The sequence below is a fragment of the Shewanella aegiceratis genome (assembly GCF_019457495.1).
Classification (GTDB): domain Bacteria; phylum Pseudomonadota; class Gammaproteobacteria; order Enterobacterales; family Shewanellaceae; genus Shewanella; species Shewanella loihica.
The window spans coordinates 2,014,122-2,038,525 of sequence record NZ_CP080416.1 but is presented as its reverse complement, the minus strand read 5'-3'; the positions used below and the strand labels follow the sequence as shown (position 1 = coordinate 2,038,525).

Sequence of the window (24,404 nt, the reverse complement as noted above, 5' to 3'; positions counted from 1 at the left end):
CTTTAGGGTCTATGGCAGCGTTTTTGTAATTTTATGGATGCTTGAGCATATGACAGGCCAAATCTAATTATGTGACCTAAGTCATAGCGCGAAGTTTATTACTAAATGTGCCAATTTTCGAGAACTATTTTAGTGGTAGATCCTCATCCCTCGGGGTTTTGCGGCCCTATTGATGTGCATGATGAAAAAACAATCGTAAAGTGAGCGTAACTATGCAAAAAAAGAGAGAGCTAATGCTCTCTCTTTCAGTTCACTATCGCGGCTTACGCCAGAAAACCGCGCCTATCGCAGGCAAAATAATTATTGCACCCAACATATTCACTAAAAACATGAAAGTTAACAGGATCCCCATGTCCATTTGGAATTTAAGTGCCGAGAAGAACCAGGTGCTCACGCCAATCGCCAGTGTCAGACCGGTGAAGATCACCGCGCTGCCCCGCTCAATAAGCGCCTGATGATAGGCGGTCTGCACCGGCATGCCGTCTCTGAGTTTGACCGCCATGGTCGACAAGATGTAGATACCATAATCCACACCTATCCCCACACCTAGGGCGATCACCGGCAGAGTGCTCACCGCCAGACCGATATCGAGCTGAGTCATCAGCGCCTGCGCCAGGGTCGATACCACATAGAGCGGCAGGATCACCGCCACCGTCGCGCGAATCGATCTGAAGCTGATTAAACAAAGCACAAACACGGCGCCATAGACATAGAGCATCATAGGCAGTTGCGCCTCGGCCACCGCCTCGTTGGTCGCCGCCATCACACCAACCGGACCTGAGGCCAGCTTAAACTTGAGCTTGTCGCTGTCCATCTTGGCCGACAGTGTCTTGACCTTGTCGATCACCTGCTCAATGGTCTCCGCCTTATGATCCTTAAGGAACAGATACACAGGCATCACAGAGCAGTTACCATCTAGCAGACCCGAGGTGGTTGGGATCTGCCCTACCGCCTGAACCAGACTCGCCGTGGTGCGAGGCAGCACCTGCCACTTAGGGTTACCCTCGTTAAACCCAGCGTTAACGCGCTTGGCGATAGAGGCAAGACTCGCGGTCGACTCAACCCCCGGAGTATTAGCCACCAACCACTCAAACTCATCGATCTGGGTTAGCACATCATGATAGGTACAAGCCTCGGGAAACGCCTCGACGATCACAGTCATCACATCTGTAGTGATGGAGAAGTGATCGGTAATATAGAAGGTGTCCTGATTATAACGACTGTCAAAATGCAGCGCAGGCGCGCCGCCTTGCAGGTCGCCGATCTTCATCTTACTCGCCTGCTGCAGGCCGATGCCATAGAGGGCGACGGTGGCCAGCAACACGATAACCGCATACTTAGGCGTGGCGAAATTAGAGAGCTTACGCCAGAGCGCATCCACCTTACCGTTTGACTTGGTAGGCAGCGCCTTGACCTCGGTAAAGGAGATCAGTAGTGGCAGCAACACCAGGTTGGTCAGGATGATCACCGCCACCCCCAAGGAGGCCGAGATCGCCAGCTCGCGAATGATACCGATATCGATGGCCAGCAGTGTCATGAAGCCCACGGTATCGGAGAGCAGCGCTACCCCGCCTGGGATCAGCAGGCTACGAAATGCCAGCGCTGCAGCGGCCTTAGTGGTTTCCCCCTCACCCACACGGCGCCTGACGGCGTTGATCATCTGCACACCGTGACTCACCCCGATGGCAAACACCAGGAAGGGGATCAGAATCGACATAGGGTCCAGACCAAAGCCAACCACAGTAAGCAGACCCAGCTGCCAAACCACAGCTACCAGGCTACACACCAAAGGTAGTAGGGTCAGCTTGACCGAGTGGGAGAAGAGATACACCATCACGGCAGTTACCAAAATGGCGATGGCGAAGAAGAGCACCACGCCCTTGGCCCCCTCGGCCACATCGCCGGCCATCTTGGCAAAGCCAATGATATGGATCTTTATCTTGTCGTTTTCATACTGGCCACGCAGCTCCTTCTCGAGCTGACTGGCAAAGGCCAGGGTATCGAGTGGCTCGCCGGTCTGAGGATCGAAGTCCATCAGCTGTGCGGTCACCATGGCCGCCGAATAATCTTCGGCGATCAAACGCCCGACGATGCCCGCTTTCTCTATGTTGCTACGCACCACCTCAAGCCCGGCAGGGGTAGTCGAGAAATCCGCCGGGATCACTGGGCCGCCGGCAAAACCATCTTCCACCACCTCGGTAAAGCGGGTCGAGGGCGAATAGAGCGACTTCACCTGGGCGCGATCGACGCCTGGGATGAAGAACAGCTGATCGTGTACCTGTTTTAGGGTATCGAAAAAGTTGGGGTTGAAGATGTTGCCACTGCTGTCTTCTACCGCCACCATGATGCTGTTGGCGCCGCCAAACTGCTTCTGATGCTTCAGATAGGTCTGCATATAGCTATGATTGAGCGGAATGTTCTTAACGAACGCCGCATCCATCTTCAGATGGCTGGCTTGGAAGCCGAGAAAAAGAGTTGCCAGCAAGAAGGCGAATATCACATAGGCCCGTTGCCGAAACAGGAAGGATTCTAATCCATTAACTAATTTATCTAACATGCCTGGGCCTTATTATTTTTGTTGTAATGCAACTAAGCCTTTGGTACCGGCAATCCACAGTGTACCCGTCTTATCCTGACCGATAGCCACCAGGTTTTCCCCCTGACGCTGCGTTACCGTAGTCACGCTATCATCGCTGGCCACGTCGATCACCACACCGCCGTTGCCGACCAACCTGACCTTGTCGTCACTCAGCACCACTCCGCCATTGAGGGTCGATTTTGTGGTCAGCTCAATCTCTTGCCACTGCTCGAGATCCCCATCACTCTTAAACAGGTGACCGCGAAGGCCGAGCACATAGATACCCTGTTTAGCCACTAAGATGTTAAACAGCGAGCCCTCATAGGGGAATTCGATACGCTGCCAGGTGAGGCCCTTATCTTGTGATTGGGCCGTTAAACCGAGTTCGCCCACCATCAAGAGGCGATCATCGGCCAGGCGCACCACGCGATTAAAGTGAGGCAGTAAGGTGCTGCGCTCTTTCAAGTAAAGGCTTTCATCTTCCGCCTTTAACTCATCGAGATACGCCTGATCTTCTTCATATAAGAGCTCGGTGTGAAACTCTTGCTGCCACTGCTTACCGCCATCCTGGGTGCGGTAGAAGAGACCATAGGCGCCAATGGCGATACCATGCTCGGCATCGAAGAAGAGTACATCCAAAAACGGCTTTTCAATTTCAGGAGAGCGCATCTGCTCTACCCAGCTGTTACCGCCGTCTTGGGTATGTAAGATGGTGGCATCATGGCCCACAGCCCAGCCAAGCTCAGGCGTTAACAGGGTCGCCTTGGTCAGCAAGGCACGGCTCGGTGAACTCACCTGCTGCCAGCCATCGGTGAAACGGAACAGATGACCGCGATCGCCTACGGCAATCATGGTCTCGCCCTGCTTGGCGATATCCAATACCAGGGAGTGCGTCGCCAGCGGCTGAATATCGGAGCCTGTCACCTCGGTTGCCGCTTGGGCCCCGCCGAGAGTGACAAAACAGAGTGAAGATAAAGCGACAAGCCGAAGCATGCTAAACCACATACAAACTTCCTTTCGTGAAATGAGGGGCCAACAGGCCCCTCTACGCTAACTCTTTAAAGAATGAGTCATTAATACACAAGTACCTAGGCAAATATAAGTGCCTAGGTATAAGCGCTTAACGAATACCAGCGCGTCTCAATGCCGCTGGGGTAAAGTTCGCTTCGCTCAACTTGGCATCGAAGTTATACATACGACCCTCGTTGTCCAGACCCATGGCCAGGTAACGACGAGATTGTAGATCGTGGATCACTTCGAGTGTGGTCCAGTGAGTCGGCACTTCGTAGTAGTTGATGGCGTGCGCCACGGCGACGCGATAAAGCTCATCGCGGTTGTCGTACATGTCCGCCATAGACACTTGCCAAGAATCCTCATCCAGGTAGAAGACACGAGTCTTGTAGATATGACGCATCCCTTCCTTTAGCTGAGCCTTGACCACCCACACGCGGTGTTTCTCCCAACGCACATAATCTGGGTTGATGTGGCCAGGTTTCAGGATCTGCTCATACTTGAGCTTATCTGAGTGCAGCTTGTAGTCGTTGTAAGGAATGTAGATCTCTTTCTTGCCTAGCAGTTCCCAGTTGTAACGCACTGGCGAGCCGTTGAACATATCGAAATCATCTGTGGTGCGCAGACCATCAGACACAGTACCCGGAGTATCGAAGGCGACGTTTGGCGCCTTGCGCACGCGGCGCTGCCCCGTGTTATAGGTCCAAGCCTGACGCGGTAGCGCCTCTTGATCCATGGTCTCCTTCACCAACAGTGCAGTACCCGCCAGACGCGCCGGCTGTGTCACCACCTGCTTAAAGTAGAACAGGGTGTTCGACTCTTTTAGTTTATCCAGAGTCATCTCGGGACGAGAGTACTCGAAGCGGATCTCTTCGGCGGTTTCCACCAAAGTGTAGCTACCAGATGCTGTAGGCGCCGCCTGGCTACGGGCGGTTTCCACATCTACGCCACGAAAACGCAACACGTGGTTCCAGATAGCCTCGAGACCATTTTGTGGGATCGGGAAAGGCACGCCAATTGAGGCGCCAGAGATACCGTTACCATCGGCCACCAATTCGGCGCGCGAAGCATTGGCCTTTGTGGCATCGTAGACAAACTGCGGCACAGAGGCGGTGCGGCGTGTCTGATAGACATTCATCTTAAAGGTATCAGGATAGAGATCGAACAGCTTGAGCTGGCCTTCGGTCAGATTATCCTTGTATTGCGCCTTGTTGGCATTGGTGATGGTAAATTCAATCTTATCGCCAGGGAAAGGATCTGGATGATGCATCCCCTTCTCGTAGCCCGCAACAGGTTTGGTGATGCCGCCATCCCAGGCAGGGATAGAGCCATCTGCGTTACCGGCCTTTTCACCGCCGAGCGGCGTGAGTTCGGTGCCAAGCTTGGCCGCCTCGGCCTCTGATACTTTTGCAAAGGCTGTTGGCGCGGTCAATGCGACGATCACAGCTGCCGACAATAGTGTTAGTTTTTTCATTCTTATTGTCCTTGTGAATTAGATTGAATACTTGATGTTAAACGACACGTAATCGCGATCTGACATCAGATTCGTGGTGCCGACACCACCGAAGAAGGAGTTGTAGGAGAAATCTGCACCCCAACGACTCTGATAATCGAAGTTCACGCCGATAGCGACGGACTTCTTACCTTCGGTGAACAGGAACATAGGATCGGGTGTGATCCCGTCAACATCATGTGAGAAGATGATGCGCGGCGCCATGTTGACCCCGGCAAACAGGTTGTTGTATTCGGCCTTGGCCACCAGACGATAACCCCAGGCAAAATCTGTTGGGAAAGGGTTAGTCTCAGGACCATTGTGAACTGCCTCTATGATGCCAGGCATATTTGGGTTGCCGCCAGAGCGCGCAGTACCTGGTCCATTGAGACGCAGCTCATCGAAGCTTGGCATGTCGTGGATCCACACACCACCAACCTCGGCCAGCATGACTAGGTTATCGGTACCCAGGGTTGGACCAAATAGATGGGTAAAGGTCACCTGTGCCTGAGTCGTATCACGGCGGATATAACCTTCGGCCGCTTCACCAGAGCCAATGCCTTTTACCTGAGAGATGCCATCAAACTCTGGACGCAATCCCGCATTGGCCAGCTGCTGTGGCATGGCGGCAAACAGGAGTTCAACGTCATCTATCTGTAGCGGCTCATCTTGGCGGTGAGCGATCTCACCGGCCACAGAAGTGTCGCCAATCAGGGTGTTGAAACTAAAGCCATAGAGCTTGATATCTTCTGGGTATTCGATCTGTGCCTTAGAGAAGGTCTCTAGACCCAGCAGTGTCTGACGATCGACCGTACCACCAGTTGCCCCAAGGGCTGCCAGAGTCGCTAAATCTTTACCAATCGCTTCCTGGGTAAAGTTAGCCGCGGTGCCGCTGATCAGCGGGCGACGGCTATGATAGTTCATGTAGTAGAAACCAAACTCGGTTTCCCCTAGCTCTGGCGCATAGTAACCTAGCTTGATACCGTACTGGCCCGAGTCGCTGGCGCTCGCCTGATCTTGCATCAGGGTCACCTTAGTCGGATAAGCCAGAGCCAATGAACCCAGTGTCGCCGCATCATATTGACCCGATGCCACCATGGCCGCCAGCTTCTGATACTCGCCAATCAGGAAGTCGAGATTGATATCCGGGTTAGCGTTGAAGCCCAGCTGCGCATTTTGCGAATAGCCGCCGTAGCCGGCGAAATCATTGGTTGAGAAGTAAGAGCCCGGAGTCGGCACCCAAACCGGTTCCCAATCATATTGATAGAAGGCTTCAACCGAGAGCGATTCGGTCACTCCCAGTGACGCCCAGATCATTCCCTGAGGTCTGAAGGCTTCTTTAAGCTCGGCGCCCGGCGCATTGAGAATGTTAAGATCCACCGGGTTGATAACACCAATACCGTGCGGGATCAGGGTGCTTTCCCCCCAAGAGACCACCTGGTTACCGATACGAACGCTAAGTGGGTTGGCACCATCGTTAAGATCGAAATCGCCATAGATGAAGGCATCTAACAGGCGCACATCTTTACACTGTACCTTAGAGGCTTCGGAGTCGGCACAAGGATCATACTCTTTGCCGGTTATCGGATCGCTATAACCATAGCTGCCGTTATTGGCCTTCTGATCGTAGAAATACATGCCACGGGCAAACAGACCGAAATTCTTATATTTGAGTGACAGTTCATGCAATCCCTTGAACACCATAGAGGTTACGTCACCCTGAGAGTAGAGCATGTTACTCAAGTCACCATTACTCGAGTAGGAACCTGGCTGAGCCCAAATCTCGGCCGAAGTATATTTGGTGTTACCGAATGCGGTATAGTTTGACCAGTCAAAGCGCGGGTGATTCACCTTACCGATCTGATTATCCCAGTCTCGCTCCTCAACACGCCAGCTTGCACCGGCACTGAATGTTGAATCGAACGAACCTTGAACTTCTCCCCAATCGAACGACACGGCTTGCACGCCCGTAGTCGCTCCAATACTCAACGCTGCGACGATCCCCAAAGCTAGCGCTGACTTGTTAAAGCCATTTTTAACGTTTTTCATTTTAGCTCTTCTCCGTAACCTGCTGGATTCTTTGTTATAGGAATGGTGGCCAACATCTTGTTAGCGTACAGGTAACACCATTGTTACAGCATTTAGGGGTGATGAGCAAGGCGAAAAAACAGAAAATTACCTTGAGATTTGTGCACTTAAGCTAAAGGGCTTACGTAAATTCAAACACACGATTTAAATCTATTCTAACAAGTCGTACCAGATGAAAAACGCCCGTTGAAAAAGCAAGCATAAACAGGCAATTAAACTTGTATCATCGAAAGCTAAGCCTTTGATGAATCGAAATCGCCCGTTTGAAGTATATACTCTAAAAATCTTAAACTTGGGTCAGAGAAACCAGTTTACCTTCATCATCGAGTTGCAGACGAAAGTAACCCCTGATGCCTGAGGTGGTCAGAAAGGGTCTGAAGTGGCGGGCGTGGATCCAGAGGGTCTTACCTGAGCTGTCTTTCACCTCAATCTTATCGATACTGCCTTGATAATAATTAAGAAACTCTTGGTAACTCACCTGCATGGGAAAGGTAAATATCATCATAATTTGCTTTCTAAAATGGGGCGAGATGCCAAGCACCTCGCCCTACTCTCTTAGACTATCTGTTTAAGGTAACTCAGCCTAACGATTCGCTAACGGCTAAGCCAGTAACTAAACCAAAAACTGAGCCTGTAACTGAATCAGATCATAAGCCAGCAATTAAGCCAACGCCTTAGAGACCTTCTCATACAGGTCTTTCGACAGATCCGGCAAGGCCAAAATCTCTTGCAGGGCGCTACGCATCAATTGCTGGCGCTTTTCATCAAACTTCTTAAATTGGATCAGCGGCGTAATGATACGTGCAGCCACCTGAGGATTTAAGGTATTAAGTTTAATGATAGCTTCAGTCAGAAAGCGATAACCACTGCCGTCGATGCGGTGAAACACCTCTGGGTTTGCCGCCGCAAACGCGCCGATCAAGGAGCGTACCCGGTTGGGATTGGCGAAGCTAAAGGCACTATGCTGGGTAAGCTCACGCAGTGCGTCACAGCGATCTTTACCCGGGCAGCATGCCTCCAGCGTCAGCCATTTATCCATCACCAATGGCGTATCGGCCCACTTCTGCTGAAAGTCTTGCAGTAGACTGGCGCGCAGCTCAGACTGCTCAAGGTTGAGCGCGGCCAGAGCGCCCAGGCTATCAGTCATGTTGCCCGCCTGCTCATATTGGCGCTGAGCCAGGCCTTGATGAGCATCTGACGTTTGCAGCAGTAAACCGAGGCAGGCATTCTTCAGGGCTCTCGCCCCGGCATCGTCTAACAGACTCAGCTCACGATAACGCGCAAGCAGCTCATCTTCACAACCAGCGGCGATCTCTTCGAGCATAAACTCGCGGGCCGCAGCCAGGGCATCGAGATCGACACTAGTCACCTGCTCTACCAGTGTATTTAAGCTTGGGAACCTAAGTACCTCTGCCAGCAATGCCTGATCCAGCTGCTCATCGAGCAGTAAGCCTTTCACCCCATCGACCAAACGAGGGTCGACATACATCGCCTTCTGCGCCTTAAGATGGGCCACATTTTGCCAAACCGCCTGGCTAAAGAGTGCGGCCGAGGCCTCCCACTTGGCCACCTCGCTGCTGGCATAGCGCATCAGGTGAATAAGTTGCTCTACGCTGTAGTCGAAGTTAAGTCTCACCGGCGCGGAGAAATTTTGCAGCAATGACGGCACAGGCTGCTCGCTCATGCCGTTAAACACCAATTCTTGCTCTGCCTCTGTGATGCTAAAGACCTGGCTGAGCAGCGAACGGCCGTCGCTGCCAAGCAGCTCGAGATCGAGCGGAATGTGCAGCGGTAACTTCTCACTCTGCTCCGGCGTCGGCGGCGTATGCTGGCGCAGGCTCAGACGATATTCTTGTTTTTCGGCGTCATAGCGCTCGGCGACTGAGAGCTCAGGGGTACCCGACTGGCTATACCAACGTCTGAACTGAGTCAGATCCACGCCGCTGGCATCTTCCATTGCCGCGACGAAATCATCACAGGTCACCGCCTGACCGTCGTGGCGCTCGAAATAACACTTCATGCCCGCCTGGAAGCCCTGTTCACCGAGCAGGGTGTGCATCATGCGGATCACCTCTGCGCCCTTGTTGTAGACGGTTACGGTATAGAAGTTATTCATCTCAATCACAGACTCGGGACGAATGGCATGGGCCATTGGGCCGCTGTCTTCGGCGAACTGCTGATTCTTGATCACCTTGATGGCATGGATTCGGTTGACCGCTCGGGAGCCCACATCTGAGCTGAATTCCTGATCGCGAAACACCGTCAGGCCCTCTTTCAGACTCAGCTGGAACCAATCGCGGCAGGTAACACGGTTGCCAGTCCAGTTATGGAAATACTCGTGGCCCACTACAGACTCGATGCCGTGATAATCTTCATCAGTTGCCGAGTCTTTATCTGCCAACACATATTTAGTGTTGAACACGTTTAGACCCTTGTTCTCCATGGCGCCCATGTTGAAGAAATCCACCGCGACTATCATGTAGATATCGAGATCATACTCAAGGTCGAAGCGGCTCTCATCCCATGCCATCGACTTCTTCAGCGATGCCATGGCGTGGTGCGCCTTGTGCAGGTTGCCCTTGTCGACGAAGACCTGCAGCGCAACCTCGCGGCCGCTTTTAGTGGTAAAGCTATCGTCCAGCAGATCGAAATCACCCGCGACTAAAGCAAACAGGTACGCAGGTTTCGGGAAAGGGTCTTCCCAGCAGACGAAGTGACGTCCGCCGTCAAGTTCGCCTGAATCGACACGGTTACCATTGCTCAGAAGGTAAGGAAACGCCGCCTTGTCGGCTTCGATGCGAACCTTGTAAATCGCCAGCACATCGGGGCGATCGAGGAAATAGGTGATGCGTCTAAACCCTTCCGCCTCACACTGAGTGCAGTAGGCACCATCTGACATGTATAGGCCTTCAAGCGCCAGGTTTGCCTCGGGATCCAGCTTGGTCACTATGGTGAGTTCAAAGTCGGCTAAGTCGGTTTCGATACTCAGCTGCCCCTCGGTGACGCGATAATCATGAAGCTTACCATCGACCAGCAGCTGGCTAACGTTTAAGCCTTCACCGTCCAATTCAAGGGTGTGTGCAGCATCGTTTAGACGCTTCACCTGGCTGACCGCAGTCACCTGAGTATTGGCACCATCGAGCACAAAGGAGAGGTCCACCTGAGTAATAGTGAAATCCGGTGCGCGATAGTCTTTTAAATATTTGGCCTTAACCTGTGCCATTAAGATTCCCTCATCTGAAAAGATTATAAAAAAACGCGCCAATAGCGCGTTTTTAAAAAATTTGGCTCAATATTATTTCGCCTGATTTTTAGCCACTCTTTCCATATCCACTAGATCCAGTGTGATATAGACAGTCTCGTCGAGAAATGCATCTGGCGCCTTCACATCTTCTTCGGCGTCATCCAGAGACTTAAGTGCTTCGAGTCCATCCACGGCGCGGCGCTCGTTGAGACGCGCAAGTTGCTTCTCATCGTTGGCTTCACGCTCGGCCACACGCTCTTTTTCGACCAAAGAGACGCTGGTTTCTTTGTGACTCTTCTTGAACTCGGCAATATCTTGATAGATATAGCCAAATTCAACGTCTTTCTTGATACGTTGCTGGTGACGCGAATCGAGATTAGTCACTAGCTCTGGAGTGATATCCCCAAGCGTACCGTACTGGGCCACTGGCACCTTATCCCAAGGCAGTGCGTTGGCTTCCTCGGCTTCGCCGTATTCACCTGGCTCTAGGGCACTTGGGAATGGAATGTCCGGCGTCACGCCCTTAAGCTGGGTGCTACCGCCATTGATGCGGTAGAACTTGGCGATGGTGTATTGCACATGGCCGATAGGCTTGTCGTACATATCATAGATACGGCCCAGGCTCTTATGCTGCTGCACTGTGCCCTTACCAAAGGTCGACTCACCCACGATAAGTGCGCGATCATAGTCTTGCAGTGCGGCGGCGAAGATCTCAGATGCCGAGGCACTGTAACGATCCACCATCACGGTGAGCGGTCCAGAATAGGTCACACGGCCGTCATTGTCGCGGTTTTGCGACACCTTACCGTTAGCATCGCGGATCTGCACCACAGGGCCCTGCTCGATAAACAGTCCGGTAAGCAGTGTCGCTTCGGTTAATGCGCCGCCACCATTACCTCTAAGGTCGATAACCACACCTTCAACCTTGGCCTCTTTTAGCTTAACCAGCTCTTTGGTGACATCTTGAGACAGGTTCATATAGAAACCTGGGATCTTAATCACCCCGACCTTGCGGCCGGCGTAATCACCGGTTTCCGGCTCGATCACCTCAGAGGTCGCGGCGCGATCCTCTAGGCGGATCTTGTCACGCACTATGGTCACGTCGATTGGCTTGGCAGAAGAGCCGCCCTTCTTAGGCAGGATCTGCAGCACAACCTTGCTGCCCTTAGGCCCCTTGATCAGCTCGACCACATCATCCAGTCGCCAGCCGATCACATCGACTATCTCTTTACCTTCCTGGCCGACACCCACGATACGATCTTCCGGCGCCAGCTTTTCGCTGTTGGCCGCAGGGCCGCCAGCAACCAGGCTCTTAATCACTGTGTAGTCATCATCCATCTGCAACACGGCGCCTATGCCCTCAAGGCTCAAGTTCATCTCCATCTGGAAACGCTCGGCGTTGCGCGGTGAAAGGTAGCTGGTGTGTGGCTCGACGCTACGAGAGAAGGCGTTCATCACACCCTGGAAAACATCTTCACTCTTAGTCTGGCTCAAACGCTTGATGGCATTGTTGTAGCGCTTATCGAGCACCTTAACAATTTCATCCCAGTTCTTACCGGTCAGCTTGAGGTTTAACGCATCGTACTTGACCCGTTGACGCCACAGTTCGTTGAGCTCGGCTTCATCTTTTGGCCAGGCGGCATCATCTCTGTCGTATTGATAACTGTCGCCGGGGACGTTAAAGTCCATCTCCTTGTCGAGCAGGGATAAGGCGTAGGCAAAACGGTCATAGCGGCGCTGCTGCACCAGATCGAACATCTTGTAGGCGGCAGTGAGATCGCCGCTCTTCAACATGTCGTCGAATTGGGTCGCATAGGGCTTGAAACTGTCGATATCACTCTGAAGTAAGACATTGCGGCGATAATCGAGCTGCTTAAGATAGCGATCGAACACCTGCTCTGAGAAGGCGTCGTCCAGATCGAATCTATGATAATGGGCGCGAGTGAACAGACCCGTCACTCGCTTACTCGCTACTTTATGTTGCGGCTCTTGCGTTAGAGAGGGCAACTCGCTAGATGGAATACTGGGCGTCAGTGCCCATGCCGAGAATCCTACAAAGATGCTGGCAATGGATGCTGCCAGAGTGAGTTTTCGCATCAACAAGTTACTCCTTTTAAACGATGAACAGTTATAACAGGATATGCTCTACCGGGACTTTTACCGTTAATCCTGAATCTAACTGCACTTGAACATCTTCTTTCTTGATGTCCAGGACAACACCTGCAACAGGCGATTTACCTAGTTTGACACTCACGCGTTGATTTGGTTTCAACTCAGTCAGTGTTGCCGGGGTTAAATCCTTTGCTTCAACCTGTGGCTTAGCCGCTTTAGGCGCTGGTTTGCTACTACGCTTAGGCAGTGGCTTCTTGAAGGCTTTCTTCTCAGGCTTAGGACCAGACTTGTCTGTCTTCTCTGCTGCCGCTTTCGCCGCACGCTTTGCCTTAGCCTTCTCTTGGCTCTCCTTCAGTGTAGCCTGTGCATGGTCGATATGCTCTTGTTCCAGCTCGCCACACTCGTTGCCGTCAAGATCGACACGCTGTGCCCCAGCCTTAACCCCTTTCAGGTAACGCCAGCTACTGGTGTAACGGCGTAAGGCGATTCTTAATTGCGTTTTACTGACTTTAGAATCATCAGCTAACCTTTCAGCCAAGTCTTGAAACAATCCTATTTTTAGAGGCTTAGTTTCACCTTCAGCGATAAAGCATAAAGGAAATGTTTCATATAAATACGCAAGAATTGCGTTGGTGTCGGTCAACTTTTCTGTTGATTCCATCATTACTTCCACAGTTTAAAAGGGACTATCACCTCGCCGGGTTAACATCGGCACTGGCGTGTCGTTCATATTGGTTAGACATCGGGTCGCTTATTTGCCCCTGGGCGGCGACCACACAATCCAACATACCTTATCAATTACAGTCAATAAACGCCATGTATTCATTTCAACTAATGAAAAATGTCACGGCGTGTTTTTGAATTCATCAAGCGGCCTATTATAAGGGCGCGCCAGACGAAAGCGACCATCAATTGTGCAAAATTGGTTGTAGTTTAAGCAAATAAAGCCTTTTCCAGACTTTTTACGCAGGACTCAAGCCCCAATTGATCCGCCTCGTCGAAACGAGAGAATGAGGGGCTATCGATATCGAGCACGCCAATCACCTGACCGTCGCGCCGCAGCGGAATAACAATTTCCGAGTTGCTGGCGGCATCACAGGCGATGTGGCCGTCGAAGGCATGGACATCGGCGATGCGCTGGGTGGTGTTACTCTGGGCCGCGGTGCCGCAAACCCCTTTACCCATTGGGATACGGGTACAGGCCACTTTCCCCTGGAAGGGACCCAGGACCAGTTGTTCACCTTGCAGCACATAAAAGCCAACCCAGTTAATATCATCCAGATGCTCGTTAAGCAGCGCCGAGAAGTTCGCCATCGCCGTAACGAGATTATCTTCGCCGCTAAACAGGGCTTCAACTTGACGGGTAAGCGTCGTATAACAAGGTGTACTCATACAAATTTCCTAACAATTTATGTTTTCGTTTCAGCTTTTGATTCTGCTTTTTTGGCAGGTTTCTTAGCCGGTGTCGCCTTAGTCACTGCGCCACCTTTTAAGAGTCCCATGAGCTGATCTTTATGTTCTGCCATGTAGAAACAGAGTTGTTCCAATGCATTTTCATCTAAGCCTAAATCAACTTGCTCGATAAAAGGAAGAAGATTATCCGCGATATCGAGCATCTTATCGTAGGCATCCGCCTCCTTCTTAGATGTGAATGTCATCTTCTCCACCCCTTCTCTGACTACGACAAATTTCGTTATAACTGCCATATCCGCCCTCACACTGTTTTTATATACAGTTGTAGAATCTCATAAATACAACTTCTTATGCAAGTCTCAAACTTTATCTGTTAGAATCTGCGCAACTATTGGCTCCGGATTTGGGAGCCACCTTATTAGGTATTTCAATAGATTGACTATAGTAATATCTTATAGGCAATAGATTACTGGTCTATATCAAGAAATTTGCACTCTTGCTATGACCTTAGATGACAGGAAGCGCCCCAGAACAGATATGAAAACAGAGGTGTTAGATAAGAGTATCGTTCTCTGCCGTGCTTGCGATCTGGTCGTGAGAAAACGCGCTTTGCCAACGGGTGTGCGGGCCCTCTGCCCTCGCTGCCACACTAACCTCTATGATACCCCTTACTGTTCGCTCAACGGCATGTTGGCCCTGTGTATCACGGCGCTGGTGCTCTATTTCCCTGCTAACTTTTTCCCCGTGCTTGAGATGCACTTTCTGGGCAGTATTCGCACCACCACCATAGCCGGCGGCGCCATGGCCGTTGCCTCACAGGGTTATTGGGTGGTGGGCATTGCCGTATTAGTTGCGGCGGTGATCGCTCCCGGCCTGCTTATTCTGTCGATTCTGACCCAGGTGCTGATCGTCAAATACCGACTCAAGGTGCCCTTCTTTCGCAACATCTATAAGAAGCTACTCAAACAGCACAGCTTATTGGCCCAGCTCTCCATGCTGGAGATCTATATGATCAGCATCTTCGTCTCGGTATTTCAGCTCTCCGATTACACCGACCTCTATTTCGGTATCGGCACCTTCTGTTTCACCATGCTGTTTATCATGGTGATCTTCATGCAGCGTGAATATGACATCGAACATATGTGGGGCGTACTGGATGAGTAAGCTCAGCAAGCCTCCTCAAGGCGAATCATTGGGGCTGACCAACTGCCCTACCTGCAAGTTTCTGTGCCATCTCGAGCAGGGTAACTGCCCGCGCTGCGGACAAGCGGTGCAGAGCCGGGATCGCACCAGCGTACAGAAGAGCTGGGCGCTACTGATCACCGCCGCCATCTTGCTGTTTCCGGCAAACCTCTACCCCATCACTATCATGACCAGTCAAGGGCAGGTTCGCCAGGACACCATCTTCAGCGGCATCAACCATCTGGTGCACCTAGACCTATTACCTATTGCCATTATTCTGTTTACCGCCAGTATCTTAGTGCCCATGTTGAAGATTTTTGGGCTGGCGCTCTATCTGACGGCGATCAGCTATCGCCTGCCGATCTCGAAAAAGACACTCATGGCCGGCTTTCATATCATCGAATGGATAGGTCGCTGGTCCATGCTGGATCTGTTTGTGATCTCCATTACCGCGGCGCTCATAAACATGGGACAGATTTGGGATGCCAAACCCGCGCCAGCAGCCACCGCCTTCGCCTTGGTGATCCTGCTGACACAGCTGGCCGCAAAAGTATTAGACACGCGTTTACTCTGGGACCGATTGGAATCGAAAGATGACACAAATTGAAACACCAAAAGTCGTTAAGAAAAAACTCTTCTCTCCCATCTGGCTACTTCCCCTGATCGCCCTGGCACTAGGTGCCTGGCTGGGCATCAAGAGTATTCGCGAATCCGGCGTCGAGGTGCGCATTCACTTCCCCAGCGCCACGGGGATAGATGTGGGTAAGACGCTGGTCAGATACCAGGGCCTCACCGTGGGTAAGGTGGTCGATATCAGTATCGACGACCAGCTTCAGGGCGTATACGTAGATCTGCTGATGGACTACCGCTCGACGCCCTTCCTACGCGATGAAACCAAGTTTTGGCTGGTGACCCCTAAGGCCTCGATCACCGGCGTCGAGGGGCTGGACGCCCTATTCTCGGGCAACTATATCGCCATCCAGCCTGGCGAGGGGGACTACAAGAACGAATTTACCGCCGAAGATCAGGCGCCGCCCGTGGCGCCGGGCTCAGACGGCTTGATGATAGAACTGACCAGCGCATCCCTCGGCTCCTTAGATGTGGGCTCTCAGGTGTTTTATCGGCAGATCCCGGTAGGAAAGATCGTCAGCTACCGCCTGGTGAACGACGACAGCATCCTCTTCAATGCCTATATAGAGAAGAAGTATGCCCATCTGGTGAAACAAGACTCGCGATTCTGGAATGTCTCGGGCCTAGCGCTGGACGCCTCGCTCTCAGGCATCAAGGTCAAGACTGAGAGCCTGTCGGCCATCCTCGCCGGCGGCGTCAGCTTCTCATCCCAGGGCAGCAGCGAACAGGCTAGCGTCAATCAGACCTTCACTATCTTCGAAGATAAGGAACATGCCCTCGGTGGCATCACCTTTAGCCTCACGGCCAAGGATGCCGATAGCCTTAGCACAGGCGCCGACATCGTCTATCGCGGCATCAGTATCGGCCAGATCACCCAGACTCACCTAACTGAAGCGGGCGTCAGCTTCGATGCCAGCATCGCCACCCAATATGCTGAGCTGTTAGGCACAGACAGCCAATTCTGGCTCGAGGGCGCGGATCTTTCCCTCAGCGGCATCAAGCATGCCAGTCGTTTGGTAACCGGCAATGTCGTCGCCTTCCTGCCCGGCAGCGGCGAGCATCAGGCCAGCTATCCGTTGCTGGCCAAGGCGCCGCAACACTCACAAACGCCACTCATGCTCAGCCTTAGCGCCGAGGAGAACCCGGGGATCAGCGCCGGCGCCGAGGTGCGCTTTAAGCAGTTGCCCATAGGTCAGGTAGATAGCGTCGAGTTTAAGCCTGACTATTCGGGTCTTGCCTACCGTATCCAGATCTGGCCCGAGTTTGCCAAGCTTATCCATCAGGGGAGCTACTTCGTTACCGAATCGGCCCTGGCCATCGATGCGTCGCTTGACGGCGTGAGCGTAAACACAAGGGATCTGACCACACTCACCAAGGGCGCCATCAGTCTGGTACAGGGGCGCAGCAAGAAGACCGCTAATCCTAGCCAATCGCTGCCGCTGTTTGCCAACACCAAGCAGGCCGAAGGCTATCACGCCAAGCAGAATCGTCTCAAGATAGTGCTTGGCAGCCCAGATGGTGCCGGGCTCGCCGCCCACTCCCCCATCTACTACAAGAAGATGCAGATTGGCGAGGTGCAGGGAGTCAACTGGCGCGCCAGCAGCGAAGACTTTGCCATCGAACTGGGTATCGACAAGCAGTTCGCCTCTCTGGTTAAGCCAAGCACCATCTTCTGGCGTAACGGCGCGCTGAGCGTCGATGCCAGCCTCAATGGCGTCAAGGTAGACGTGGCGCCGCTGGAAGGCGCATTAAAGGGTAGCGTCTCCCTTGGACTGCTGGAACAAGACGATATCGGCAATCAAAGCCACCTCTATGGCTCAGAGACGTTAGCCCGCGCCAAGGCCACCCCCATTAGCATAGTCTTCGATGCCAGCACCCGCCTGAGCAGCCACGCGCCGATACGCTATCAAGGCCACCAGATAGGCGAAGTGGAGCGGGTCAAGCTGTCACAGGACTTACACAGCGTTAGCGTGGATGCCTACCTCTATGGCGACTATGCCGCGCCATTCCTGGCCGACGACGCCCAATATTTTATCGTCGATGCCAACATCTCGCTTTCCGGCGTCACCGCTGCCGAAACCCTGATAACCGGCCCCTATGTGTCTGTGCTACCGGGCCAGAGTGGCAATCAGGTGCATGACTTTATGGGCAGCGTCGAATCGCCCACCCTGCTCAGTCAAGATGCCCTCACCTTCACCCTGGTGGATGACAACCTGGGCTCGGTCAAGATAGGAACGCCTATCATCTTCCGCGGCATTAAGATTGGTGAAGTCAAACAGGTGCAACTCTCGACCACGGGCACTCAGGTAGAGATGACGGCGCAGATTGCCAAGGGCTATAGCCACCTGGTGAACCAGAGCAGTCAGTTCTGGGATCTCTCCGGCATCAAGGTAGATCTCGGCCTCTTCTCCGGCGCGCAGATAGAAACCGGCTCCCTTGAGACCATTATCGCTGGCGGCATAGGCGTGGCGACTCAATCCCCCACCACAGCCAATAACCGTATCGGTCAGCATCAGGTATTTAGTCTGCAGAGCAAACTGGATCCTAATTGGCTAAAATGGGCGCCAAATCAACAAAGTCTTAATTAAGGCTCTCTAGTATAGAAAGGCAGGGCGTCACTTTGGTGGCTATGCTTTAATTAGCGACCGCTTAAGGGGCGTCATCTGCCAACGGCAAGACATTGCACCACTTAGCGCCCCCTTGATCTACTTGGCGCAAACGAGACCACGTTTTTCTGGAGTCGATATGAGCAAAGATTTGCTGCGCGAAGCCGCAATCAATCTCAAGAGAGCCGTCCCCTTGATGTTAAAGCATCAGATCCCGACGACCCCCACCAACTATGCCCTCTGGTACGCCTACGTAGGTCAGCAAAATCCAGAACTCATCACCAAGATGGACAGGATAGTCAATGAGTACAACACCTGTCCGCCGGTCACCGCCGAGCTGCTCTACCGCGAACATATTGCCGATCCCAGCGAGGTCAATGTGCTCAACATGCGCCAGAATCTCGAGGCCATGACCATAGAGCTGTCGCAATCGATCAAGGATACCAACCAGGACGCCACCGTCTTTCAGCAGCGGGTGGACAGCAACTTCAATCGCCTCAATCGCATCGAGGAGGAGGGCCTGAGCCTGGAGAAGGTGTTGGGACTGGTGCGGGATCTGGTGAAGGAGTCAGACGACATTCGTCAGAGTACCGAATATTTTACCGGCCGGCTCGACAAGGCCCAGGAAGAGATAGCCGCGCTGAGAGAGGCGCTGAAACGCTCAGAACAGGACGTCTACCATGACGCCCTCACAGGTGCCCTCAACCGCCGCGCCTTCGACCAAGATCTCAAGGGCCTGCTCGCTCAATCTCCAGAAGGTACCTGCCTCATCTTGGCCGATGTGGATCATTTCAAGAGTTTTAACGACACCTATGGCCACCATCTAGGCGACAATGTGTTAAAGGCCGTGGCTAAGCGCCTCAACGAATCTTGCCGCGACGGAGTCAAGCTCTACCGCTATGGCGGCGAAGAGTTTGCCTTAATCGTGCCAAACAGCCATCAGCGTAAGGCGCGCCATCTGGCCGACGCCATGCGTCGCACACTTGAGAAGATCTCCCTCAAGGACAGACGCAAGAATCAGACGATCGATAAGATCAGCGCCTCATTTGGGGTGAGCGAATGGCAGGCGAAAGACACCTTCGAGTCGCTCATAGAGCGCACAGATGGCTTTCTCTACGATGCCAAACGCCTAGGGCGAAATCGGGTGATGCCGCTCTGATCCCAATTCGATGAGCACTAATCCCTATTCTATGAGCGCTATTCGCTAATCTGTGAACGCTAGTCGCTAGGATTGAAGTCGCCCAGATTGCTGACGTAACTGAGGGGACTGAGGTGACTGATATCCCTGAGGCGACTGAGGTAAACTAGATAGCTCAGTTTCCTCAGAGATAATCGGCGTATCGGGCGATGTGGGCAGACGCGTCGCAACTGCCTCTTCTGCCCCATTCTCTCCCTCCCCCTCACTAAGCATGGGCTCGGCGATCACCACGAAGCGCTGACGACTCTGGCCGCCCAGGCTGTCGAAGGGATAACAGGTGACTAAGGTCAGACGCAGTGCATCTTCTTGGGCCAGCAGCGCCGTGTCTTGCTCATCCACCACCTTAGTGCCCAGCACCCGATAACTCATCGTCTCGGCCGAGGCATCCTGCAGGGTGATCACCTGACCAGGGTGGATCCCCTCGAGCCTGGCGAAATGGGTATCCCTGTGACCGGCGATAACCGTGTTACCCCAATGATTGATCTGATTATCCGCCAGGATGGCGGCGGGTCCGAAGGCCAGATTGCGCCCGGAGGCGCCCGCCAGCACATACAACGGCGCGCCGCGGCGCCGCCCCTTTTCGTCCTGAAAGTGCAGCTTGGCGATCGGATAGGTATCGGCCCAGCTCCAGGGCTTATGTTGCTGGCGATCCGCTAAGGTTCTGTCCCATGCCCGCTCGATCAGGAACTGGGCAAAATGTGCCTTGGCTTGCATATAGCCTCCTTTAAAGATCAGTGTCATTGCCGCCATCAAGGCGGTTAGAAGCAAAACATGCCTGAGTCCCAGGCGTCTGCGACGATTCATCATCAGGCCTCCAAGCGTCTGCGCCAAAGCCCGCGCAGACAAGGCAGATAACTCACCCAATAGGCGCCGATCAGGAGCAGCATCATGGCGCCCAGCGCCAAGTAGAGACGACTCTCGGTGGCGGTCTGCGGCCACTGATTTTGCATCGGCATAGGAGCCGGTTTAAACAGTTCCATGGCATCCATTGCCTCGGGGCGTGATGGCGTCCTATCCACCGCCACCAGGCTGGTGTAAGGGCTGACCAGGTGGTAATCCATCGCCAACCGGGTCACGCTCTCTTTTATCGCCGCCTGATTCTTGGCGTTTTTACTCAGCTGCAGGCTGGCTATCTGATTGCGAGCCCAGATAAGATCTATCCCCCTGGGCTTATCGCCCCCCGTCAAGGCCAGGCGGCGCTGCCAGTTCTTGCCATCGAGATCGCCCGAAATGATCAGGGCATCGCTGCGCGATCTCTGTGCGGGCGTGAGTCGCAGTGCCACCATGATGGGCTCATGGGCATAGAGATCGCCTATCTGCACCGGCCAGTAATCGGGAATCGAGCCATCGTCCAAGGTCAGAGTCACATCGCTGATCTGCGGCGATTCAATCTTCTCCAGCAGCTCACCTATCTTGGCATCCACCTCGCTTATCTTGCCCACATAGGTGTAAGTGCCCCGTCCCGCCCTGGCCGCGCGCTCCATAAAGTAGCCGTTAGGCGCCGCGCCTATGCCCACGGTAAACAGCCGCTGGCGGCCGATATTGGCGGCGATCAGCGCAAACAGCGAGGCCTCGTTGCCCACGGCGCCGTCTGTGATAAACACCACCTGTTTCAAACGCTCGGGTTTTACGGCCGAAGCGATGGGCGACACGCGGGACTCTGGCTGACTCAAGGCCCGCAGCAGCGCCGGGGCCATCTCGGTTCCGCCATCGGCCTCCAGGCTCTGAACGAACAGATTGGCCTTGCCCAAATTGGCGGCGGTGGCTGACAAGGCCACCGGCGACAGGCTGCGCACGCTGCTGTCAAAGGCGATCACATTGAAGGTATCCTGGCTGCCAAGGCCTGCTAAGGCGTTTAAGATGGCCGACTTGGCCTGGGCGATAGAGTCCCCCGTCATCGAGCCCGAGGTATCGATCACCAGTGTCAGCTCTCTTGGCAGGCGCACCCTCGCCTTATCCTGGGGCGGCATCAGCATCACCAGGGCGTAGCTGTCTTGCGCCTCTTTATCACTCGCTTGCGCCTCGGCTGGGTGATTCGCTTTCGCTTCGCTCACCACCTGAGCGTTGCCTGCCTGTGAAGATGCAAGAGATTCTTCATTCTTGAATTCATGGTTCTTGAATTCATGAGTCTTGCCTAATTGCGCAAACATCACGGCGCTTGGCTGCTCGGCAAGCAGCGGCCGCCACTTAAGCAGAAAGTCGCGATCGGGTCTCAGGTTGGCAGTGAGATTGAGCCCTATCTTAGTGCCGCCAAGCTGGGTCTGGCGCATCTGATGATAGGGGGTCTCCAGTCGGCTGATGGCCATGCCAGCATCCAGTACCACATCCAGATAGAGCTTCTGCTCATTGGGCTGTGCGCCCTCATTCAGGGCGTTAAGTCCTTGAGCATCGTTAACTGATGCTTGTTCTAAGTCTGGAGCGTGCCCCTTTGGAAAATATCTCGGGGTGATTGCCGTAGGAAAACGCAGACTGAACTCGCCATCTTGATAACGCACCTGCTGCTGATAGGCGATCTCCACCACCAAGGCCTCGCCGGGCCCCAGGTTCGCCACCTCTGAGGTGAAGATGTTGGGTCTTTGCTGACTCACCAGGCTGGCCTTCTTGCCGCTGGCCTTGGCCTGTTCAAAGGTTTGCCTCGCCACTGCCTTGGGCTGGATCTCACCGATTATTACCCGCTGGCCGATATGTAGCTTGAGGCTGTCGACCGCGGCATCGTGAGGCAGCGGAAATTGATAGCGGCCATTGAGCCAATGCTCACTGTCATTCACAAACACCTGCTTGACCGACACCCGATTGATCCAACCTGAGATGTTCATCTGCACCTGGGTATCCACGGCAAGGGCCGTGGCGGGCAACTCGCTCGTTAGCTGAACGCCATCTAAGCGATATTCGAGCACACCCTGACCTAAAATGGGCTCATCGGCGGCGGGCAGATCGAAATGGTGCAGCTGCTCACCATATTTGGCAGCCGTCACATTGACGCCGGCCGGTTGCCCCATGCGCGCGAAGGCCGGCGTCGTCGAGCCAATCGCGCTGACGCTAAACACCAAGGCGGCGAGCACCAGACGCTGGCAAGAAAAAAGCGCCCCCCTCGGGGGGCAAAGGTCGGTCTGGTTCATCCTGAGACGCGGGCGTGGCAACATCTTACTTCTCCTTTTACGCGTTGCTTCATGGTGCGGGATCTAGTTAGATGCCAGGGCGGTATCGCCAGGCAGCAACTTGATGGTGACGCGGCGATCGAAGAAGTCATTTTCGAAGCTCTGTTCATCCTTCACCGGCGCGCTGGCGCCATAGGCCTTGGCATCCAGACGGGCCTCATCCACGCCTCTGGAGACTAGGTAGCTTCTCACCTCGGCGACGCGCTGCTCTGACAACGCCTGGTTGTAGCTGCTGTCACCGCGGCGATCGGCGTAGCCGGTAAGATCTAATTTCAGCTGCGGCGAGATCGCCATGGCATCGGCCACCTCGTTGAGCTGGCTCTGAAAGTGCGGCTCGACGGTAGATGAGCCCGTTTTAAACTGGACGTTTAGCCCCAGGGCCAGCTCTTCCAAACGGGTGCCCTGATGCTGTCTAAGCTGTGCCAGTTCCACCTTGGCCTCTTGATACTCCTGCTGCACCGTCAGCAGCGCCTCATTTTGCTGCTTGAGCGCCATCATACGGCTCTCCTGCTCGGCTAACGTGGCCTGCTGCTGTTTGATCTCGCTGTCGTTGGCCACAGTCTGGCCTATCATGCCGCCGGTGAAGGCGCCGATAATAGCCCCCACAGGGCCGGCAACCACGGCACCCAGCACTATGCCAGAGCCAACACCGATAAGCGCCTCTTCATCAGCCGAGCTATTGTTTGTACTTTGAGTCGCTTGAGTTGCGGGGGCAGCGAAAGCCATTGAGCTGCCAAATAACGAAACACTGATTAATGCGGCAATGATCTGCTTCTTCATGGGAAAATCCTCAAGTTGACATGGATTGGTGAATAAGAACCCTGTGGTTCCTGTCGATGAGGTCATTAAACCTGAGTGAAATGGCAAGTCCGGGGTGCAAAAATGACGATGCGCAGACCAAATGTGGCAAGAAAATGGCTTTTACCCCGGGCCACTTTTCTCCCGGGTATTTTGCTGTATAGTCACACTCCAGAAACCCTAAGCTGTAATGGATGGATCATGAAGCGTATTGCAATAGTGGAAGATGAGGCGGCTATCCGCGAAAACTACAAAGAGGTGCTGCAGCAGCAAGGCTACTTTGTGCAGGCGTACGCCAACCGCCCCAGCGCCATGGAGGCCTTCAACACGCGTCTGCCTGACTTAGCAATCATCGACATCGGCCTGGAAGATGAGATAGATGGCGGCTTTACCCTGTGCCAGTCACTCAGGGCCATGTCGAACACCCTGCCTATCATCTTTTTGACCGCCAGAGACAGTGACTTCGACACCGTCTGCGGCCTGAGACTGGGCGCCGACGACTATCTGAGCAAAGATGTCAGCTTCCCCCATCTGATCGCCCGCCTCGCCGCGCTATTTAGGCGCTCGGACATCCAAAATGGCGCTAATCCACAAGATGGCATGATAGAGCACGGCAACCTGACCATAGATGTCAACCGCATCCAGGTCTACTGGAAGCAGCAGCCAATCGAGCTGACGGTAACCGAATTTTGGATGGTGCACGCCCTGGCCAAACGCCCAGGCCATGTGCGTAGCCGTCAGGCACTGATGCAGGACGCCAAGATCTATGTGGATGACAGCACCATCACTTCCCACGTGAAGCGGATCCGTAAGAAATTTATCAGCCAGGACCCAGAATTCGATTGCATCGACACCGTCTACGGCATGGGCTATCGCTGGGATACCCAAGACTAA

18 protein-coding genes are annotated in these 24,404 nt (G+C 53.6%); 5 read left to right on the top strand and 13 right to left on the bottom strand.

Annotation, left to right across the window (positions count from 1 at the left end; all coding sequences use genetic code 11):
• Positions 1-253: 253 nt before the first annotated feature.
• The 10 genes from K0H80_RS09160 to K0H80_RS09115 all read right to left on the bottom strand — a co-directional run bounded on the left by K0H80_RS09160 (position 254) and on the right by K0H80_RS09115 (position 14,231).
• Positions 254-2,557: an efflux RND transporter permease subunit gene (locus K0H80_RS09160; protein ID WP_220073769.1), complete on the bottom strand. Its 2,304-nt coding sequence runs from the start codon at positions 2,555-2,557 to the stop codon at positions 254-256.
• Positions 2,558-2,569: 12 nt separating this feature from the next.
• Positions 2,570-3,583, bottom strand: a complete 1,014-nt coding sequence (locus tag K0H80_RS09155; RefSeq protein ID WP_220073768.1) for a WD40/YVTN/BNR-like repeat-containing protein — start codon at positions 3,581-3,583, stop codon at positions 2,570-2,572.
• A 115-nt stretch (positions 3,584-3,698) separates the two neighbouring features.
• Positions 3,699-5,063 carry a DUF1329 domain-containing protein gene (locus K0H80_RS09150; RefSeq protein ID WP_011865604.1) on the bottom strand — a complete coding sequence of 455 codons (1,365 nt, stop codon included), beginning with the start codon at positions 5,061-5,063 and terminating at the stop codon, positions 3,699-3,701.
• Positions 5,064-5,081: 18 nt separating this feature from the next.
• Entirely contained in the window at positions 5,082-7,130 is a 2,049-nt protein-coding gene (locus K0H80_RS09145; protein WP_220045042.1) for a DUF1302 domain-containing protein, read from the bottom strand.
• A 325-nt stretch (positions 7,131-7,455) separates the two neighbouring features.
• Positions 7,456-7,674: a DUF2835 domain-containing protein gene (locus tag K0H80_RS09140; protein WP_398351467.1), complete on the bottom strand. Its 219-nt coding sequence runs from the start codon at positions 7,672-7,674 to the stop codon at positions 7,456-7,458.
• A 156-nt stretch (positions 7,675-7,830) separates the two neighbouring features.
• Positions 7,831-10,392 (bottom strand): aminopeptidase N, encoded by a 2,562-nt coding sequence (gene pepN / locus K0H80_RS09135; protein WP_220073767.1) that lies wholly within the window; start codon positions 10,390-10,392, stop codon positions 7,831-7,833.
• Between the two features lie 72 nt (positions 10,393-10,464).
• Positions 10,465-12,510, bottom strand: a complete 2,046-nt coding sequence (prc, locus tag K0H80_RS09130) for a carboxy terminal-processing peptidase (protein WP_220073766.1) — start codon at positions 12,508-12,510, stop codon at positions 10,465-10,467.
• A 31-nt stretch (positions 12,511-12,541) separates the two neighbouring features.
• Positions 12,542-13,186 carry an RNA chaperone ProQ gene (gene proQ / locus K0H80_RS09125; protein ID WP_220045263.1) on the bottom strand — a complete coding sequence of 215 codons (645 nt, stop codon included), beginning with the start codon at positions 13,184-13,186 and terminating at the stop codon, positions 12,542-12,544.
• A 272-nt stretch (positions 13,187-13,458) separates the two neighbouring features.
• Entirely contained in the window at positions 13,459-13,917 is a 459-nt protein-coding gene (locus K0H80_RS09120) for a GAF domain-containing protein (protein ID WP_220073765.1), read from the bottom strand.
• Between the two features lie 17 nt (positions 13,918-13,934).
• On the bottom strand, positions 13,935-14,231 hold the full coding sequence (locus K0H80_RS09115) for a YebG family protein (protein ID WP_220073764.1): 297 nt from the start codon (positions 14,229-14,231) through the stop codon (positions 13,935-13,937).
• A 244-nt stretch (positions 14,232-14,475) separates the two neighbouring features.
• Here K0H80_RS09115 and K0H80_RS09110 point away from each other — a divergent pair, with 244 nt between their 5' ends.
• From K0H80_RS09110 to K0H80_RS09095, 4 genes are all read left to right on the top strand, one after another.
• Positions 14,476-15,102, top strand: a complete 627-nt coding sequence (locus K0H80_RS09110) for a paraquat-inducible protein A (RefSeq protein ID WP_041406612.1) — start codon at positions 14,476-14,478, stop codon at positions 15,100-15,102.
• Positions 15,095-15,727, top strand: coding sequence for a paraquat-inducible protein A (locus K0H80_RS09105; RefSeq protein WP_011865595.1), 633 nt, complete (start codon positions 15,095-15,097; stop codon positions 15,725-15,727). Before K0H80_RS09110 ends, K0H80_RS09105 begins: the two co-directional genes overlap by 8 nt.
• Positions 15,714-18,338, top strand: coding sequence for an MlaD family protein (locus K0H80_RS09100; RefSeq protein ID WP_220073763.1), 2,625 nt, complete (start codon positions 15,714-15,716; stop codon positions 18,336-18,338). Before K0H80_RS09105 ends, K0H80_RS09100 begins: the two co-directional genes overlap by 14 nt.
• A 157-nt stretch (positions 18,339-18,495) precedes the next feature.
• Positions 18,496-19,515 carry a GGDEF domain-containing protein gene (locus K0H80_RS09095; protein WP_011865593.1) on the top strand — a complete coding sequence of 340 codons (1,020 nt, stop codon included), beginning with the start codon at positions 18,496-18,498 and terminating at the stop codon, positions 19,513-19,515.
• 66 nt (positions 19,516-19,581) lie between these two features.
• Here K0H80_RS09095 and K0H80_RS09090 read toward each other — a convergent pair whose 3' ends face one another.
• From K0H80_RS09090 to pdsO, 3 genes are read right to left on the bottom strand one after another with little or no spacing between them, the layout of a single operon-like run.
• Complete coding sequence (locus K0H80_RS09090; protein WP_258406216.1) at positions 19,582-20,361, bottom strand: class GN sortase; 780 nt, start codon at positions 20,359-20,361, stop codon at positions 19,582-19,584.
• The gene (locus K0H80_RS09085) at positions 20,361-22,697 is read right to left on the bottom strand and encodes a marine proteobacterial sortase target protein (RefSeq protein ID WP_220073762.1); all 2,337 of its coding nucleotides are present in this window, start codon (positions 22,695-22,697) and stop codon (positions 20,361-20,363) included. Before K0H80_RS09085 ends, K0H80_RS09090 begins: the two co-directional genes overlap by 1 nt.
• A gap of 39 nt (positions 22,698-22,736) precedes the next feature.
• The gene (pdsO, locus tag K0H80_RS09080) at positions 22,737-23,492 is read right to left on the bottom strand and encodes a sortase-associated OmpA-like protein PdsO (RefSeq protein WP_220045034.1); all 756 of its coding nucleotides are present in this window, start codon (positions 23,490-23,492) and stop codon (positions 22,737-22,739) included.
• Positions 23,493-23,711: 219 nt separating this feature from the next.
• Between pdsO and pdsR the strand changes: the two genes are divergently transcribed.
• The gene (pdsR, locus tag K0H80_RS09075) at positions 23,712-24,404 is read left to right on the top strand and encodes a proteobacterial dedicated sortase system response regulator (RefSeq protein WP_011865589.1); all 693 of its coding nucleotides are present in this window, start codon (positions 23,712-23,714) and stop codon (positions 24,402-24,404) included.